We start from the raw sequence: 15144 nt of genomic DNA, 5'->3' as shown, positions 1-15144 counted from the left end.
GACTGGCCGGCATGCCGTTGCCGATTGAGGACTACGCGTTGATCGGGGACTGCCGGACGGCCGCGCTGGTGGGCCGGGACGGCAGCATCGACTGGCTGTGCCTGCCGCGGTTCGACTCGCCGTCCGTGTTCGCCGCGCTGCTCGGCACGCCGGAGCACGGACGCTGGCAGATCGCGCCGACCGGGCCGGCCGAGGTGCAGCGGCGCTACCGGGGCGACACGTTCGTGCTGGAGACGACGTTCGAGACGGAGTCCGGGGTGGCCCGGCTGACCGACCTGATGCCGGTCGGATCCCCGTACCCACAGGTGATCCGGCGGGTCGAAGGCGTCTCCGGCAGCGTCGAGCTGGCCCAGGACCTGGCCTTCCGGTTCGGCTACGCCGAGGCACTGCCCTGGGTCCGGCGCGCCGCCGGCGGGCTGCTCGCCGCGGCCGGTCCGGACGCACTGCTGCTCCGCGGCGACCCGCTGCCGGTCGCGCACGGGCATCGGCATCGCGGCGAGTTCCGGGTCGGCGCCGGGGACCGGTACGACTTCACGCTGGCCTGGCATCCCTCGTACGAGCAACCGCCGGAGCCGGTCGACGTCGACGCCGAGCTGGCCCGGACCGAGCACTGGTGGACCTCCTGGGCCGACCGGTCCGACTGCGGCGCCGACCCGCACCAGCACTATCTGGCCCCGGTACAGCGCTCGCTGCTGGTGCTGCGCGCCCTGACCCATGTCGAGACCGGCGGGATCGTCGCGGCCGCGACCACGTCCCTGCCCGAGGCGTTCGGCGGGCCGCGGAACTGGGACTACCGCTTCAGCTGGCTGCGCGATGCCGCGCTCACCCTGGAAGCCCTGCTGGCCCACGGCTATTCGGCCGAGGCGGTGGCCTGGCGGGACTGGCTGCTGCGCGCCGTCGCCGGCGATCCGGAGGACATCCAGATCATGTACGGGCTCGCCGGCGAGCGGGACCTGCCGGAGCGGGAGCTGCCCTGGCTGCCCGGCTACGCCGGGTCGGTGCCGGTCCGGGTCGGCAACGGCGCCGTTGATCAATATCAGGCCGACGTGATCGGCGAGGTGATGGTCGCCCTGGATCTCAGCCTGCGCAGCGGCATCCCGCATCCGGGTCACGCCTGGCCGCTGCAGCGGGCACTGCTGGACCGGGCCCGGGCCACCCTCGGCCGGCCGGACTCGGGGATCTGGGAGATCCGCGGTGCGCCGCGACGGTTCACCCACTCGGCGGTGATGACCTGGGCCGCCTTCGACCGCGGCGTACGGGCCGTCGAAGATCACGGGCTGACCGGCCCGGTGGCGGAGTGGCGCCGGATCCGGGACGAGCTGCGGGCCGAGATCGAACGGGACGGAGTCGATCATGAACGGGGCTGCTTCACCCAGTACTACGGCGGTCGCGGCGTCGACGCGGCCCTCCTGCAACTGCCCCAGGTCGGGTTCTGCGCGCCGGACGATCCCCGGATGCTGGCGACGGTGGCCGCGATCGAGGCGGAGTTGATCAACGACGGCCTGGTCCACCGGTACCGGACCGAGGAGGGGGTCGACGGCCTGCCGCCGGGCGAGTACCCGTTCCTGGCCTGCTCCTTCTGGCTGGTCGAGCAGTACGCGCGGACCGGCCGGGCGAAGGACGCCCAGGCCCTGATGGACCGGCTGCTCTCGTTCGCCAATGATCTTGGTCTGCTCAGCGAGGAGTACGACCCGGACGGCCGGCGCCAGGCCGGCAACACGCCACAGGCCCTGTCCCACCTGGCCCTGGTCCGGGCCGCCGACGCGATCACCGGACACCATCCGCCGGTCCGTTGATCATGAATCGCGGCTGCTCCTTGTAAGGTGCTGATCATGATGGCGACGTTCAAGGACCTCTGCATCGACGCACGTGACCCGGCCCGGCTGCAGTCCTTCTGGGCTTCGGCCCTCGGCCTGCGGCCGGAGTCTCGTGGTACGAACAATCTGCTGCTGACCGGTGATCGTCCGGAACGTACCGTCTGGGTCAACGAGGTGCCGGAACCGCACTCGGTGAAGAACCGGGTCCACTTCGACGTCAACACGTCATCGATCGAGGAGTTGGTCGAGCGCGGCGCCCGGGTCCTTGATCAGAGTCACCCGTGGACGATCATGGTCGATCCGGAGGGCAACGAGTTCGACGCCTTCGTCCGCGAGCCCGACCAGCTGGACGGCTACCGGCTCCACGAGCTGGCGATCGACGGCACCGACCCGCTGGCGATCTGCACCTGGTGGGGCGATCGGTTCGGCTTGCAGCCGCAGCAGGAAGCCGATCAGCCGGTGTGGGCGATCGAGGGCGGCGGCCTGCCCTGTCCGATGGTGTTCGCCGAGGTGCCCGAGCCGAAGACCGTGAAGAATCGGGTGCACTGGGACGTCGTCGGCGTCACCCAGGAGTTCCTCGACGCCGGCGCCCGGCTGCTCCGTCCGGCCGACCGCGAGATCGCCTGGGACGTGCTGGCCGACCCGGAGGGCAACGAGTTCTGCGTCTTCCGTCCCTGATCGGCTCAGCGGCCGAGCTTGGCCCGTTCGATCGTCACGCCCAGCGCGGGTGCGCCGTCCTCCGGCGTCCCCTCGGCGCCCGGGTCGATCCCGCCGGCGGCGATCTTGTCCAACACTGCGAGACCCTGCTCGGTGACCCGGCCGAACACCGTGTAGTCCGGACGCAGCCGGGAATCGGAGTAGACCAGGAAGAACTGGCTGCCGTTCGTGTCCGGGCCGGCGTTCGCCATGGCCAGCGTGCCGCGCCGGTAGTTGCGCCGGTCCGGTGTTCCGGGCCACGGGTCGAGCGCCTGCGCGGAGTCCAACTCGTCGGCGAAGCTGTAGCCGGGATCGCCCCAGCCGGTGCCGAGCGGGTCGCCGCACTGCAGCACCGACAGCGCGGCCGGCGGCGTCCGGTACGCGGTCAGCCGATGGCAGGAGGTGCCGTCGAAGTACTTCTGATGCAGCAGGAACAGGAACGACTGCACCGTGCAGGGCGCCAGGCTCCGGTCGAGCTCCAGCCGGACGTCGCCGTGCTCGGTCCGCAGGGTGACCCGCATCGTCCCGCGATCGGGGGTGCGCCGCGGATCCGGCGGCAACCCGACCCAGGTCGAGTAGGTCTGGTCCGCCAGCTGCGCGAAGCCGCAGGCGCCCTGGGTCGGTTCGGCCCCGGGTGGTGGCTGTGGCTCGGCCTGCGCCGGCGGGGCGATCGCACTCACTGCGGCGACCATGATCATGACAACGAGACCCCGCAGAAACCTCCGCATGGCGCCCTCCCTTGGACGTCGGTGAATTCCCGCAGTGTACGCAGGCTTTCGCCGGTCAGGCGAGGGCGGCGATCCCGCGGGCGAGCAGGTCGGCAAGATCATCGGGATAGACCGGATCGGTCGTGCCGGCCAGGTCGGCGGCGGAGAACCAGGCGTGGGAGTCGATCGTGGCGTGTTCGATCTCGTCCTGGCCGGCGAACGTGATCGGCTCCGGGGCGACCCGGACGGCGTAGTAGGTCTGCTGCTGCAGGTAGCGGACCGAGTCGAACCAGAACTCGATGGTCGCCTCGGCGAGCGGGCCGACCAGCCGGTCCGGGGTGACGGTCAGGCCGACCTCCTCGGCCAGTTCGCGGGCGCCGGCGAGGACCGGGGTCTCGCCGGGTTCGAGGCCGCCGCCCACGGTGAACCAGTACGGCTCCGCGGGCCGGGCCGGGTCGAAGCCGTGCAGCAGCAGCACCCGGTCGTCGCCGTCGATCGGCAGCACCCGGACCGCGGTGCGCCGCTGGGTCGGGACGTCGGTCATCGGGTGATCATCGCCTTCCGGTACGCCACCAGGGTCGCCTCGGCCGACGCGTCCCAGCTGAACCCGCGGGCATGATCGATGCCGGCCCGGCCGAGCCGTACCGCGCGGTCATGATCATCGAGCAGCGACCCGAGCGCGGCGGCCCAGTCCTCCGGCCCGTGCCCGGCCACCAGGATGCCGGTCCGGCCGTCCGCCACGGCATGCCGCAGCCCGCCGACCTCGGCGGCGACCACCGGCCGGGTGCAGGCCTGCGCCTCCAGCGCGACCAGGCCGAACGACTCGTTGTGCGACGGTACGGCGACGATGTCACTGGCGCAGTACCAGCGATACAGCTCGAGCCGTTCCGAGTGCGGCCGGAACTCCACCACTGCGCCGACCTGCAGGGAATCCGCCAGGCCGGGCAGCGTGTCGGCCCAGTCCCGGTCGGGGCCGGACGGGCTGCCGATGATGATCAACTTCAGCCGGTCCCGACGGCCCGGCTGCTGCTTGATCAACTCGGCGACGGCCCGGATCAGCACGTCCGGCGCCTTGAGCGGCTGGATCCGGCCGACGAACAAGATCACCTCGGCGGCCGCGTCGATGTCGAGCAGGGCTCGGGACTCGCGCTGCGAACACGGATGGAACACGTCGAGATCGACGCCGGGTGGCACGATCGTGATCCGGTCCGGGTCGGCGCCGTAGTGATCACGAAGCTCGGCCGACTCCTCGTCGGTGTTCGCGGTCAGTCCCTCGGCGGTCTTGACGATCAGGGCTTCGCCGTCGGCCCGCGGCTCCGGTTCGGCCTGTTGATCGTCTGCCAGGGCGGCGTTCTTGACCCGCGCCATCGTGTGCATGGTGTGCACCAGCGGAGGGCGTACCGGAGCGTGGTGTTGATCTTGGTCGAGCCGCAGCGCGGCCAGGCCGGACAGCCAGTAGTGGGAGTGGATCAGGTCGAAGCCGGCGGCGAGCGGCCGCAGCGAGGCGGCGAACTCGTCGACCAGCCCGGGCAGCTGCTCCTTGGCGACCGGGGCCGGCGGACCGGCGGCGAGGTGGCGGACCGTCACCCGCTCGGCCAGCGGCACCAGCTCGGGCGTCGCCGGGTCGGACCGCCGGGTCATGATCTCGACCTCGACGCCCTGCCGGCCGAGCGCGGTCGCCAGCTCGGCGACGTAGACGTTGAGGCCACCGGCGTCGCCGACTCCGGGCGTCGCCAGGGGAGAGGTGTGCAGCGAGATCATCGCCACCCGGTCCGGCGTCGGGCTGCTCCTCGGCACCTCACCAGGCTAACGGTGTCAGTGGTATCGCCCACACTGGGGACCAGCAGGTGAGCCAGGGGCGGCGAGCTTGTCGGGAAGGAGTGGGCGATGATCAGCAAACTGCGGCCGGTGCCGGGACAGTTCCGCGCGTTGTGCTGTGTCTGCGGAGAGGTGCGCCGGTTCAGCGCACGCTACGCCGGCGGCGGCCGGATCGACGACCTCGGGCTGCCCGACGAGCGGTGCACCATCGACCTGAAGTGCGAGGTGTGCCGACGGCGGACCCGGCATGCCTTCCTGCTCGACTTCTTCACCCGGCCCGACGAGGCGGAGCGCCTGAACCCGCGGGTGCCGCCGCGCGGCTACGACCCGGTCCAGGAGGCGGCGGAGCGCTGGCCGGACTGGAACTTCACCGAGACCCCGCTGCCCGACGGGATCATCGAGATCATCGACCTGGACCGCCGCGAGGCCTACTTCGACCGGGCCGGCTGGTCCGGCGACGCGGTCCTCGGCCTGGCCCATGTGCTGGCCCACCTCGACCTCGGCCACCACGAGCTGTACGACGAGGGCTTCGACGCCGAGGAGCTGGAGGACGAGGCGGAGCAGACGGCCCGGGAACGGCTGGCCGGCCCGCCGAGCCGGCGACCCCGGGGCGACGACCGATGATCAGGGACGGCCCGCCACCAGCAGGTAGCAGGCCGGCAGCGCGTCCGCCGCCGGCCCGAGGCCGTCGTACAGCTCCGGCTGCGCGTACTCCTCGAGCGAGCGGATGACCAGTCCGGCTCCGAGCAGCGCGGTCACCACCCGGCCGAGGGACCAGACGAAGCTGGTGTGATCGGGCAGCGGCTCGGTGCGGCCCCAGGTCACCCGCGGTGCCTTGCGCGGATCGTGGTAGCCGGGGCGATGCGGGTCCAGGTAGTCGCTGGTCACGGCGAGCTGTCCGGTGCCGCGGACCGTGAGAACCTCCCAGAGCGGATGATGCTCGCTGATCACCAGCCGGCCGCCGGGCACCAGCCGCTCGGCGACCGTGGCCGCCCACGGTTCGAGCTCGGGCACCCAGCAGAGTCCGCCGCCGGAGATCAGGACCAGGTCGAAGCCGGTCAGCGCCGGGTCGAGCGCCGTCAGGTCGCCCTCGCGCAGGTCGACCCGCAGCCCGAGTTCGGCCGCCTTGGCCCGCCCGGTGGCCAGGTGGGTCGGCGAGATGTCCACGCCGACCACCTCGGCGGCCCCGAGCCGGGCCAGGCTGAGGTCCTCGTCGCCGACCGAGCAGGCCAGATGCAGGGTCCGCTGTCCGGTGACGTCGCCGATCGCGGCCAGCTCCCGGTCCTCCAGCGCGCAGCCGCCGGCGCGGAAGAACTCGACCGGCTCGCCGGTCCGGCCCGCTGCGATGGCCTCCCAGTAGGCACGGTTCCGGCTGGTGATCTCGGCGGTCTCCATCCGGCGACCGTAGGCGTACCGGCGCCGTCCCGCCAGCCGATTTCGTGCTGTCAGGGGCGGTGTCAGGCGGATGTCAGGCGGGTGGCAGGCGACCCGCCGACGCTGGTCCCATCAGCAGCACCGATGGAGGAGAAGGAATCATGACCACGTTCAGCACCCCCAGCCCGATCAAGGCCGTCGTCGAGGTCGCCGGCGCCCACGTGATGATCAACGCGACCGACCGCACCGACACCGCGGTCCGGGTCGTGCCGGTCGACCCGGCCAACCCGAAGCATGCCCAGGTGGCGGCCCGGACCACGGTCGAGTTCTCCGCCGGTGAGCTGGCCGTGAAGACCCGGAAGCCGGGCGGCCGGGACGGGTCGGTGGTCATCACGATCGACCTGCCGGCCGGTTCGAGCCTGGCCTACAGCGAGGCGTACGCCAGCCTGCAGACCCGCGGCCCGCTCGGCAGCACCGAGGTCAATCTCTCCTCCGGACGGGTCCAGCTGGACCGGATCGACGACCTCCGGGCCAGCCTGGCCGCCGGCGAACTCGAGGTCGGCCGGATCGCCGGCCGGGCCACGATCCAGGGCGGTTCGGCCTCAGTCAAGATCGGCGAGGCCGGCGGTGCCGTGAAGCTGATCGGCTCCTCGGGCAAGGTCTGGATCGGTGCGGCGGCCGGCGACCTCGACCTCACCAACAGCAGCGGCGGCTTCGAGATCGGCCGGGCCGAGGCCAGCGTGACCGCGCTGGTGGGCGGCGACGCGGTGATCAAGATCGGCCGGATGAGTCAGGGCCACGCGTTCCTGACGAACGCCTCGGGCAACATCGAGGTCGGCGTCGGGACCGGCGCCGAGGTCCGGCTGGAACGGGCCGAGAGCATGTACGGAACCGTACGGAACTCGATCAGCACCGCGTTCGGCACCGCTGGGGCCGACCTGGTCACGGTCGACGCCCGGAGCCGGCGCGGCGACATCGTCATCCGGCGGGCGGGCTGAGCGTGGCGTCGGCCAGCTCGGACCAGTCCGCCAGCGTCCCCTCCCGCGTCACCTCGGCGAACCGCGCGTCGCCGAGGTGGCGCCGTACCGTCTCCTTGATCCGGGCCGCGTCCGACCGGGACCGGTCCGACGAGCCGCGGACGGTGTCGGCCGCCGCGAGCAACCGGGCCGCCTGTTCGTGCTGGCCGAGCCGAAGCGCCAGGTCCGCGACCCCCACCAGCATCCGGCCGATCTGCGGTGGCCCACCCGCCTCGACCGCCGCCTGCCGCGCCGCCGCCCGATGCTGCCGCGACTCCTCGACGTCCTCGGCCAGGTAGCCGAGCAGGTCCTGCATCTGCAGCCGGATGTTCGGCCCGTGGGCGGCATCACCGAGCAGCGCGGTGGCGATCTCGAGCTGCCGGCGGCCCTCGGCGGCGTCGCCGTCCAGCCGGGCCAGCTCGGCCTTCGCCTGGGCGAGCCCGACCAGGGCGTACGGCCAGGTCACTCCCTTCGCGCTCCGCTCCGCGACGGCGAGCGCCGCGGCCGACGCGGCAGTGTCACCGGCCAGCCGGTACAGCACGGCCTGCTGGGTGCGCACTTCGATGACGTCCTCGACGGCGCCGATCTCGGCGAGCGGCACGACGGCCTGATCGAGGCGGGCGGTGGCGGCGGCGAAGTCGCCGCGCCGGGCCAGCAGGGATGCCAGTTCGGACAGGGTCAGGTAGGTCCCGAATCGTTCGCCCAGCTTCTGGAAGTCGGCCAGCGCCTGTTCCAGCCAGGCCTCCTCCTGAGGCCAGTCCTGACCGCGGACGGAGCGCATCTTGGCGCCCTGCCAGCGGCCCATCGCCCGTACCCAGGGGTCCTTGCTGTTCAGCAACGACTCGAACGCGGCCGGTGCTTCCTCCGGCGCGTCGAGCAACCGCATCAGCGGATTCGCGAAATCGAGCAGCGGGTGGACCCCGGCGGCCTGCTGGCTGACACCGTAGCCCTTACGGATCCACTCCTCGCCGATCTGCTCGTCGCCCGGCCCGGAGGTCACGAACAACACGACCATGCCGTACGCCAGCGCGCGGGTGACATCGGGCACGTCACCCGGCAGCGAGGCCGCGGCGATCAGCAGGTCCAGGCCTTCGCCGCGTCGACCGCCGAGCCACCAGTACCAACCGGTGGCGGCGGCCAGCCGCATCGCCGCCGCCGCATCACCGGCCGCGATCACGCCGCGCAGGGCGGCGCTGAGGTTCTCGTGGTCGGCCCGGAGGATAGCGAGCCACTCGAGCTGTTCGGCCCGGCGCAGGTGCGGTTCGGCGGTTTCGGCGAGCTCGGTGAAGTACGTGAGGTGGGCCAGCCGGGTCGCGTCGGTCTCGCCGGCCTCGTCCAGCCGGTCGCGCGCGTACTCCCGGATCGTGGTGAGCATCCGGTAGCGCGTCGCGTCGCCGCCCGCGGTGACCAGCAGCGACTTCTCGGCCAGGGAGGTCAGCAGTTCGAGCACGGCATCGGCCTCGACGGCCCCGCCGTCGCAGACTTGCTCGGCGGCCTCAAGGGTCGCGCCGCCGGAGAAGATCGAGAGCCGGCGGAGCACCGTACGCTCGGCCTCGCTGAGCAGCTCCCAGCTCCAGTCGACGACGGCCCGCAGGGTCCGGTGCCGAGGCAGCGCGGTCCGGCTGCCGCCGGTGAGCAGCCGGAACCGGTCGTCCAGCCGGTTGGCCAGCTGGACCAGGGACATCGTGCGCAGCCGGGCCGCGGCCAGCTCGATGGCCAGCGGCATCCCGTCCAGCGCACGGCAGATCCGGACCATCGTCGCCAGGGCGTGCTCGTCGACCTCGAGGTCCGGCCGGACCGCTCCGGCCCGGTCCCGCAGCAGCCGGACGGCCGGCGCCTCGGCGATCGTGCGTGGGTCGGCATCGGCGGGCATGGACAGCGGTTCGACCGACCACAGGGCCTCGCCGGTGATGCCGAGCGGCTCCCGGCTGGTGGCCAGGATCCGCAGCCGCCGGCATTCGCCGAGCAGGCGTTCGGCGAGCGCCGCGACCGGTTCGATCACGTGCTCGCAGTTGTCCAGGATCAGCAGCATCTCGCGCTCCCGGAGTGCGGTGACGAGGCCCTCCACCGGGTCCGTCGTCGTCGCCGTACCGGCCAGGGCGTCGCGCAGGCCGAGTGCGGCGAGCGCGGTCTGTGCCACGTCGCCGTCCGTACCGAGCGGGGCGAACTCGACCAGCCAGACGCCGTCCGGGAGGTCGCCGACCAGGTCCCGTGCGGCTTCCGAGGCCAGCCGGGTCTTGCCCGAGCCGCCGGGTCCGATCAGCGTCGTCAGCCGGTGCTTCGTGATCATGGAACGGACGGCGGCCAGGTCCGGCTCGCGGCCGACGAAGGTGCTCAGTTCGGCCCTGACGTTGGTCTTCCGGGTCTCCACCGGCCGGGTCAGCTCGCCGCGCAGCAGGGCGACGTGGAGGGCGGAGAGTTCGGCCGACGGGTCGGCGCCGAGCGTGTCGGCCAGGGCCTCCCGGGTGCGTTCGTACGCGAGCAGGGCCTCGGAGTCGCGACCGGCGGCGACCAGGGCCCGGATCAGGGCGGCGGTCAGCCGCTCCCGCAGCGGATCGGCGGCGACGGCCTCGGTCAGTTCCGGGATCAGTTCGGCGCCGTGGCCGGCCGCGACCTCCGCGACGTAGCGTTCCTCCGTCGCCGAGCGGTGCAGCCCTTCGAGCCTGGTCACGGCGGCGTCGAAGGCCTCGCTGTCCTCCAGCCCGACGTCCTGCATCGGCCCGCCGCGCCACAGTCCGAGCGCCTCCCGCAACAACCGGACCCGCTCCGAACCGTCCTGCTGGCGGGCCCGCACCAACAGCCGCTCGAACCGTACGGCGTCCACGATCTCCGGATCGACGACCAGCCGGTAGCCGCCGGCCTGGCCCTCGATCGCACCACCGGGCAGCACCTTGCGGAGCCGGGAAGCCAAGCGCTGCAAGGCATTCGAGGCGTCGGCCGGCGGTTCCTCGCCCCAGATCCAGTCGATCAAGGTGGCCTTGCCGACGACCCGGCCCGGTTCGAGCGCGAGGGCGATCAGCAGGCCGCGCAGCCGGGCGCCCGGGACGTCAGCGACCGTACCGTCGTCCGCGCGCACCTCGAAGGGGCCCAACATGCCGATCTGCACCGGCCGATCCTCCCACGTCCGGCCGACGTCAGAAGTCCGCGGGCAGCCCGCCGTGCCGCAGCCGCAGGATGTCGTCGGTGGAACGGAGCGTCGTGATCACGGACGGCAACGGTGCGGCGTGCAGCCGCGGGTCGTCGCGCTCACCCAGTTCCGGCCGCACCGGCCAGGCCAGCCGCTCGCCGGTCAGCGAGAACTGGGCGTCGATCCCGTTGGTGTTGCCGCGCGGATCCTGCCGGTGCCAGGCTCCGTCGAGCTTGATCGCGACCAGCCCGTGCACGACGTGGCTGCTGCCGTCGTCGGACAGCCGCTGGTAACAGAGCGCGGTCGGGACACCCTGGCCGCGGAGCAACGCGGCCAGCAGGTGCGACTTTGCGTAGCAGAGTCCGACGCCGTGGGCGAGGGTCTCCGACGCGGTCACGGAGACCCTCGGATCGCCGGCGTCGAAGGAATGCGCGACCTCGTCGCGGACGAACTCGAACGCGGCCCGGGCGAACGCGTGATCATCCGGGTGCCCGGCGCGCAGCTCGGCGCCGAGGCCGGCGACGCGCGGATGATCACCGTCGATCACGGCGTCCAGGCCGAGATAGTCCACCGCGGGATCAGCGTTCAAGATCATTCGTCGAGCGTAACTGCCGAATATCGGCTGACCAGGGTGCCTTCCGGCAGGCAAGATGGGCCGGGTGTACTTGACCCTGACCACCACCCACCGGCCCGCGACGGACCTCGGTTTCCTGCTGCACAAGCACCCGGAGCGGGTGCAGCGGTTCGAGCAGTCGTTCGGTACGGCCACGGTGTTCTACCCGGAGGCGTCGGAGGAACGGTGCACGGCCGCGCTGCTGTTGGAGATCGACTCGGTCCGGCTGGCCCGCACGGTCGGCCGGGGCACCCCGGACTTCAGCCTGGCCCAGTACGTCAACGATCGTTCCTACGCGGCCTCGTCGCTGCTCGGCGCCGCGCTGGCGGACGTGTTCAGCACGGCCCGCGGCGGCCGGTGCCGGTCGCGGCAGGAGCTCGCCGACTCGGCGATCCCGCTGGTGATCACGATCCCGGCGCTGCCCTGCCGGGGCGGCCCGGGGATCGCGTTGCGGATCTTCGAGCCGCTCGGCTGGCAGGTCACGGCCGAGGCGATTCCGCTGGACGAGGAGTTCGAGGACTGGGGCGACTCGCGCTACGTCCGGCTGACCCTGACGGGGACGCTGCGGCTGGCCGACGCGCTGAGCCAGTTGTACGTCCTGCTGCCCGTCCTCGACGAGTCCAAGCACTACTGGCAGGGGCCGGACGAGGTCGACAAGCTGCTCCGCTCCGGGGCCGGCTGGCTGGCCTCGCACCCGGACCGGACCTTGATCACCCGGCGCTATCTCGGCCGGCGCAGTGCGCTGACCCGGACCGCCCTGGCCCGGCTGGCCGAGCTGGACGACGACCCTGAGGCGACGCTGGAACCGGAGGTCGAGGAGGAGGTGGCGGAGCCGGAGGAACGGCGCCGACCGCTGAACCAGCAGCGCCACGACGCGGTGCTCGCGGTGCTGCGCGACCTCGGTGCGACGTCGGTGATCGACTGCGGCTGCGGCAGCGGTCAGTTCCTGACGAAGTTGATCAAGGAGCGGTCGCTGACCAGGATCGCCGGAACGGACGTGTCGGTCCGGGCGCTGGAGCTGGCCCGGCGGCGACTCCGGCTGGACCGGCTGTCCGAACGGGAGGCCGCCCGGATCGACCTGTTCCAGGGCGCGCTGACGTACACCGACGAGCGGTTGGCCGGCTATGACGCCGCCGTCCTGATGGAGGTGATCGAGCACCTCGACCTGCCGCGCCTCGGCGCTCTGGAGCGGGTCGTCTTCGGCGACGCCAGGCCGGCCGCGGTTCTGGTCAGCACCCCTAACTCCGAGTACAACCCCCACTACCAAGGACTTTCCGGCATGCGCCATCCCGATCACCGGTTCGAATGGACCCGGGCCGAGTTCGCGGCCTGGGCACACCGGGTCGCCGATGATCACGGCTACTCCGTCGCGGTGTCCGGGATCGGCGAGCCGGACGAGGAACTCGGCGCCCCGACTCAGCTGGCGGTGTTCCGCCGTGGCTGATTCCATGATCGACTCCCGGACCGTGATCAACGTCCCGGCGATGGGCCTGGTGCTGCTGGTCGGAGTCTCCGGCAGCGGCAAGTCGACCTTCGCGCGCGCCCACTTCAAGCCGACCGAGGTGATCTCGAGCGACTTCTGCCGCGGCCTGGTGTCCGACGACGAGACCGATCAGACGGCGACCGCGGACGCGTTCGACGTGCTGCACTACATCGTCGGCACCCGGCTGCGTCGCGGGCTGCTCACCGTCGTCGACGCGACCAGCGTCCAGCCCGCCGCCCGGGCTTCCTTGATCACCCTGGCCAAGGAGCACGACGTGCTGGTCGACGCGATCGTCCTCGACGTCGGGGAGGCGGTGGCGGTCGCCCGGAACCAGAGCCGGACCGACCGGGTCTTCGGGGACCGGGTGATCACCCGGCAGCAGCGCGATCTCGACCGGTCGTTGCGCCGGATCCGCAAGGAGGGTTTCCGCCGGGTGCACGTGCTGCACGACACCGCCGAGGCCGACGCGGCCACCGTGGTCCGGGAACGCTCGTGGAACGACCGCCGTGATCTTGCCGGCCCGTTCGACATCATCGGCGACGTGCATGGCTGCGCCGGCGAGCTCCGTACCCTGTTGACGGAGTTGGGCTGGCAGCTGGTCCTCGATGATCAGGGCCGGGCCGTCGACGCTCACCACCCGGACGGCCGGATGGCCTTGTTCGTCGGCGATCTGGTCGATCGCGGCCCGGACACGCCGGGCGTGCTGCGGCTGGTGATGGGCATGATCAACTCCGGCCGCGCCCTCTGCGTCTGCGGCAACCACGAGGCGAAGCTGATCCGGGCGCTGCGCGGGGCGAAGGTGCAGGTCCGGCACGGGCTGGCCGAGTCCCTGGCCCAGTTGGAGACGGAACCGGAGGAGTTCCGGGCCGACGTGCTCACCTTCCTGGACGGCCTGATCTCCCACTACGTGCTGGATGACGGCCGCCTGGTCGTCGCGCACGCCGGGCTGAAGGAGTCCTACCACGGCAGGTCGTCCGGCCGGGTGCGGTCGTTCGCGCTGTACGGCGACACCACCGGCGAGACCGACGAGTACGGGTTGCCGGTCCGCTACCCGTGGGCCCGGGAATACCGCGGCTCCGCCATGGTCGTGTACGGCCACACGCCGACCCCGGAGCCGGAGTGGGTCAACAACACGATCTGCCTGGACACCGGCGTCGTCTTCGGCGGCAACCTGACGGCGCTGCGCTACCCGGAGCGGGAACTGGTCGCGGTGCCGGCCGAGCAGCAGTGGTACGAGCCCGCGCGGCCGTTGATCAAGGTCGTGGACCGGGAGCCGGCGGCGCTCCGGCTGGACGATGTCCAGGGCACCCGGTGGCTGGAGACCGACCAGGCCGGCAAGATCAAGATCGGCGAGGAGCACGCCGCCGCGGCGCTGGAGGTGATGAGCCGGTTCGCGGTGGACCCGCGCTGGCTGATCTATCTGCCGCCGACCATGGCACCCGCGGCGACCGCCAAGCTGGACGGCTTCCTGGAGCACCCGGAGACCGCGTTCGACGAGTTCGCGGCGGCCGGGGTCACCGAGGTGGTCTGCGAGGAGAAGCACATGGGCTCGCGGGCGATCGCGGTGATCGCGCGCGACGCCGAGACCGCCGAGCGCCGGTTCGGGGTGACCGACGGCAGCACCGGGGTCGTCTACACCCGGACCGGGCGGCCGTTCTTCGCCGAGGTCGGCGAACTGGTGGACCGGATCCGGACCGCGGTGCGCCCGCTGTTCGACGAACTCGGCACCGACTGGCTGGCCCTGGACGGCGAACTGCTGCCCTGGTCGGCGAAGGCGTTGCCGCTGATCCAAGATCAGTATGCGGCGGTCGGTGCGGCGGCCGGCGCCTCGTTGCCCGAGGTGGCCGCCGGACTCGACGCGGCCGTGCGCCGTGGCCTGGACGTGGCGGAACTGGTCGATCGGACGGCACGGCGCCGGGCGAACGCGGAGGCCTATCGGAGGGCGTACCGCAGCTATGTGGCGCCGACGTCGGGTCTGACCGGCGTCACGTACGCGCCGTTCCAGATCCTCGCCGCAGAAGGAAAAGCGCTGGCTGTGACGGAGTCGCACCGGTGGCACCTGGACCGGCTGGGCCGGGTCGCGGGGGAGTTGATCACGCCGACCCGGCACCGCTTCGTCGACCTCGGATCGGCCGAGCAGCGCGCCGAGGCGACCCGGTGGTGGCTCGAGCTGACCGAGGCGGGCGGCGAAGGCCTGGTGATCAAGCCCGTGGTGCCGCAGCGCGGTGCGCAGCCCGGACTGAAGGTGCGCGGGCGGGAGTACCTGCGGATCATCTACGGCCCGGACTACACCGACGCCCTGGACCTGCTGCGCAACCGTGGCCTGGGCCGGAAGCGGAGCCTGGCGTCCCGGGAGCACGGACTCGGCGTCGACGCGTTGATCAGGTTCGTGGCCGGCGAGCCGCTCTGGCGGGTGCACCAACTCGTCTTCGCGGTGCTCGCGCTGGAATCCGAGCCGGTCGATCCGCGGCTGTGACCGTCTATCCTGAGCCG

At 72.1% G+C, this 15144-nt stretch carries 12 protein-coding genes; 6 read left to right on the top strand and 6 right to left on the bottom strand.

Annotation, left to right across the window (positions count from 1 at the left end):
- Nucleotides 1-11: 11 nt before the first annotated feature.
- Both ACFQU4_RS32170 and ACFQU4_RS32165 read left to right on the top strand, forming a co-directional pair.
- Nucleotides 12-1796 carry a glycoside hydrolase family 15 protein gene (locus ACFQU4_RS32170; protein ID WP_377500091.1) on the top strand — a complete coding sequence of 595 codons (1785 nt, stop codon included), beginning with the start codon at nt 12-14 and terminating at the stop codon, nt 1794-1796.
- Nucleotides 1797-1832: 36 nt separating this feature from the next.
- Nucleotides 1833-2495 (top strand): VOC family protein, encoded by a 663-nt coding sequence (locus ACFQU4_RS32165; RefSeq protein WP_377500089.1) that lies wholly within the window; start codon nt 1833-1835, stop codon nt 2493-2495.
- A gap of 5 nt (nt 2496-2500) precedes the next feature.
- On the opposite strand, the gene ACFQU4_RS32160 is transcribed toward ACFQU4_RS32165, so the two are convergent.
- From ACFQU4_RS32160 to mshA, 3 genes are read right to left on the bottom strand one after another with little or no spacing between them, the layout of a single operon-like run.
- On the bottom strand, nt 2501-3241 hold the full coding sequence (locus ACFQU4_RS32160; RefSeq protein WP_377500087.1) for a peptidylprolyl isomerase: 741 nt from the start codon (nt 3239-3241) through the stop codon (nt 2501-2503).
- Between the two features lie 55 nt (nt 3242-3296).
- On the bottom strand, nt 3297-3764 hold the full coding sequence (locus tag ACFQU4_RS32155; RefSeq protein WP_377500085.1) for an NUDIX hydrolase: 468 nt from the start codon (nt 3762-3764) through the stop codon (nt 3297-3299).
- Nucleotides 3761-5017, bottom strand: coding sequence for a D-inositol-3-phosphate glycosyltransferase (gene mshA, locus ACFQU4_RS32150; RefSeq protein ID WP_377500083.1), 1257 nt, complete (start codon nt 5015-5017; stop codon nt 3761-3763). Before mshA ends, ACFQU4_RS32155 begins: the two co-directional genes overlap by 4 nt.
- A 90-nt stretch (nt 5018-5107) precedes the next feature.
- Here mshA and ACFQU4_RS32145 point away from each other — a divergent pair, with 90 nt between their 5' ends.
- Nucleotides 5108-5662, top strand: a complete 555-nt coding sequence (locus ACFQU4_RS32145) for a hypothetical protein (protein WP_377500081.1) — start codon at nt 5108-5110, stop codon at nt 5660-5662.
- Here the strand turns inward: ACFQU4_RS32145 and ACFQU4_RS32140 are convergent, their stop codons facing one another.
- Nucleotides 5663-6433, bottom strand: a complete 771-nt coding sequence (locus ACFQU4_RS32140) for a class I SAM-dependent methyltransferase (RefSeq protein ID WP_377500079.1) — start codon at nt 6431-6433, stop codon at nt 5663-5665.
- A gap of 140 nt (nt 6434-6573) precedes the next feature.
- On the opposite strand from ACFQU4_RS32140, the gene ACFQU4_RS32135 reads away from it, so the two are divergent.
- Nucleotides 6574-7410 (top strand): DUF4097 family beta strand repeat-containing protein, encoded by an 837-nt coding sequence (locus ACFQU4_RS32135; RefSeq protein ID WP_377500077.1) that lies wholly within the window; start codon nt 6574-6576, stop codon nt 7408-7410.
- On the opposite strand, the gene ACFQU4_RS32130 is transcribed toward ACFQU4_RS32135, so the two are convergent.
- Both ACFQU4_RS32130 and ACFQU4_RS32125 read right to left on the bottom strand, forming a co-directional pair.
- Nucleotides 7391-10534 carry a BTAD domain-containing putative transcriptional regulator gene (locus ACFQU4_RS32130; protein WP_377500075.1) on the bottom strand — a complete coding sequence of 1048 codons (3144 nt, stop codon included), beginning with the start codon at nt 10532-10534 and terminating at the stop codon, nt 7391-7393. The two genes, ACFQU4_RS32135 and ACFQU4_RS32130, sit on opposite strands and share 20 nt — an antisense overlap.
- Nucleotides 10535-10562: 28 nt before the next feature.
- On the bottom strand, nt 10563-11150 hold the full coding sequence (locus ACFQU4_RS32125; RefSeq protein ID WP_377500073.1) for a transglutaminase family protein: 588 nt from the start codon (nt 11148-11150) through the stop codon (nt 10563-10565).
- Between the two features lie 55 nt (nt 11151-11205).
- On the opposite strand from ACFQU4_RS32125, the gene ACFQU4_RS32120 reads away from it, so the two are divergent.
- The gene (locus tag ACFQU4_RS32120) at nt 11206-12612 is read left to right on the top strand and encodes a 3' terminal RNA ribose 2'-O-methyltransferase Hen1 (protein ID WP_377500071.1); all 1407 of its coding nucleotides are present in this window, start codon (nt 11206-11208) and stop codon (nt 12610-12612) included.
- Entirely contained in the window at nt 12605-15127 is a 2523-nt protein-coding gene (locus ACFQU4_RS32115) for a polynucleotide kinase-phosphatase (protein WP_377500069.1), read from the top strand. The genes ACFQU4_RS32120 and ACFQU4_RS32115 overlap by 8 nt, the downstream gene beginning before the upstream one ends.
- Nucleotides 15128-15144 lie beyond the last annotated feature (17 nt).

It is taken from the genome of Microlunatus sp. GCM10028923 (genome assembly GCF_042666975.1).
Lineage (GTDB): Bacteria > Actinomycetota > Actinomycetes > Propionibacteriales > Propionibacteriaceae > Microlunatus.
Note: the sequence above shows the minus strand (reverse complement) of the source record. Positions and strands in the feature narration are given on the sequence as shown.

What these genes read in the sequence shown, in the direction of transcription:
- ACFQU4_RS32145 (WP_377500081.1), top strand. Translation starts at nt 5,108, where the DNA reads ATGATCAGCAAACTGCGGCCGGTGCCGGGACAGTTCCGCGCGTTGTGC.
- ACFQU4_RS32160 (WP_377500087.1), bottom strand. Translation starts at nt 3,241, where the DNA reads ATGCGGAGGTTTCTGCGGGGTCTCGTTGTCATGATCATGGTCGCCGCA.
- ACFQU4_RS32165 (WP_377500089.1), top strand. Translation starts at nt 1,833, where the DNA reads ATGATGGCGACGTTCAAGGACCTCTGCATCGACGCACGTGACCCGGCC.
- ACFQU4_RS32155 (WP_377500085.1), bottom strand. Translation starts at nt 3,764, where the DNA reads ATGACCGACGTCCCGACCCAGCGGCGCACCGCGGTCCGGGTGCTGCCG.
- ACFQU4_RS32135 (WP_377500077.1), top strand. Translation starts at nt 6,574, where the DNA reads ATGACCACGTTCAGCACCCCCAGCCCGATCAAGGCCGTCGTCGAGGTC.
- ACFQU4_RS32140 (WP_377500079.1), bottom strand. Translation starts at nt 6,433, where the DNA reads ATGGAGACCGCCGAGATCACCAGCCGGAACCGTGCCTACTGGGAGGCC.
- ACFQU4_RS32120 (WP_377500071.1), top strand. Translation starts at nt 11,206, where the DNA reads ATGGGCCGGGTGTACTTGACCCTGACCACCACCCACCGGCCCGCGACG.
- ACFQU4_RS32170 (WP_377500091.1), top strand. Translation starts at nt 12, where the DNA reads ATGCCGTTGCCGATTGAGGACTACGCGTTGATCGGGGACTGCCGGACG.
- ACFQU4_RS32125 (WP_377500073.1), bottom strand. Translation starts at nt 11,150, where the DNA reads ATGATCTTGAACGCTGATCCCGCGGTGGACTATCTCGGCCTGGACGCC.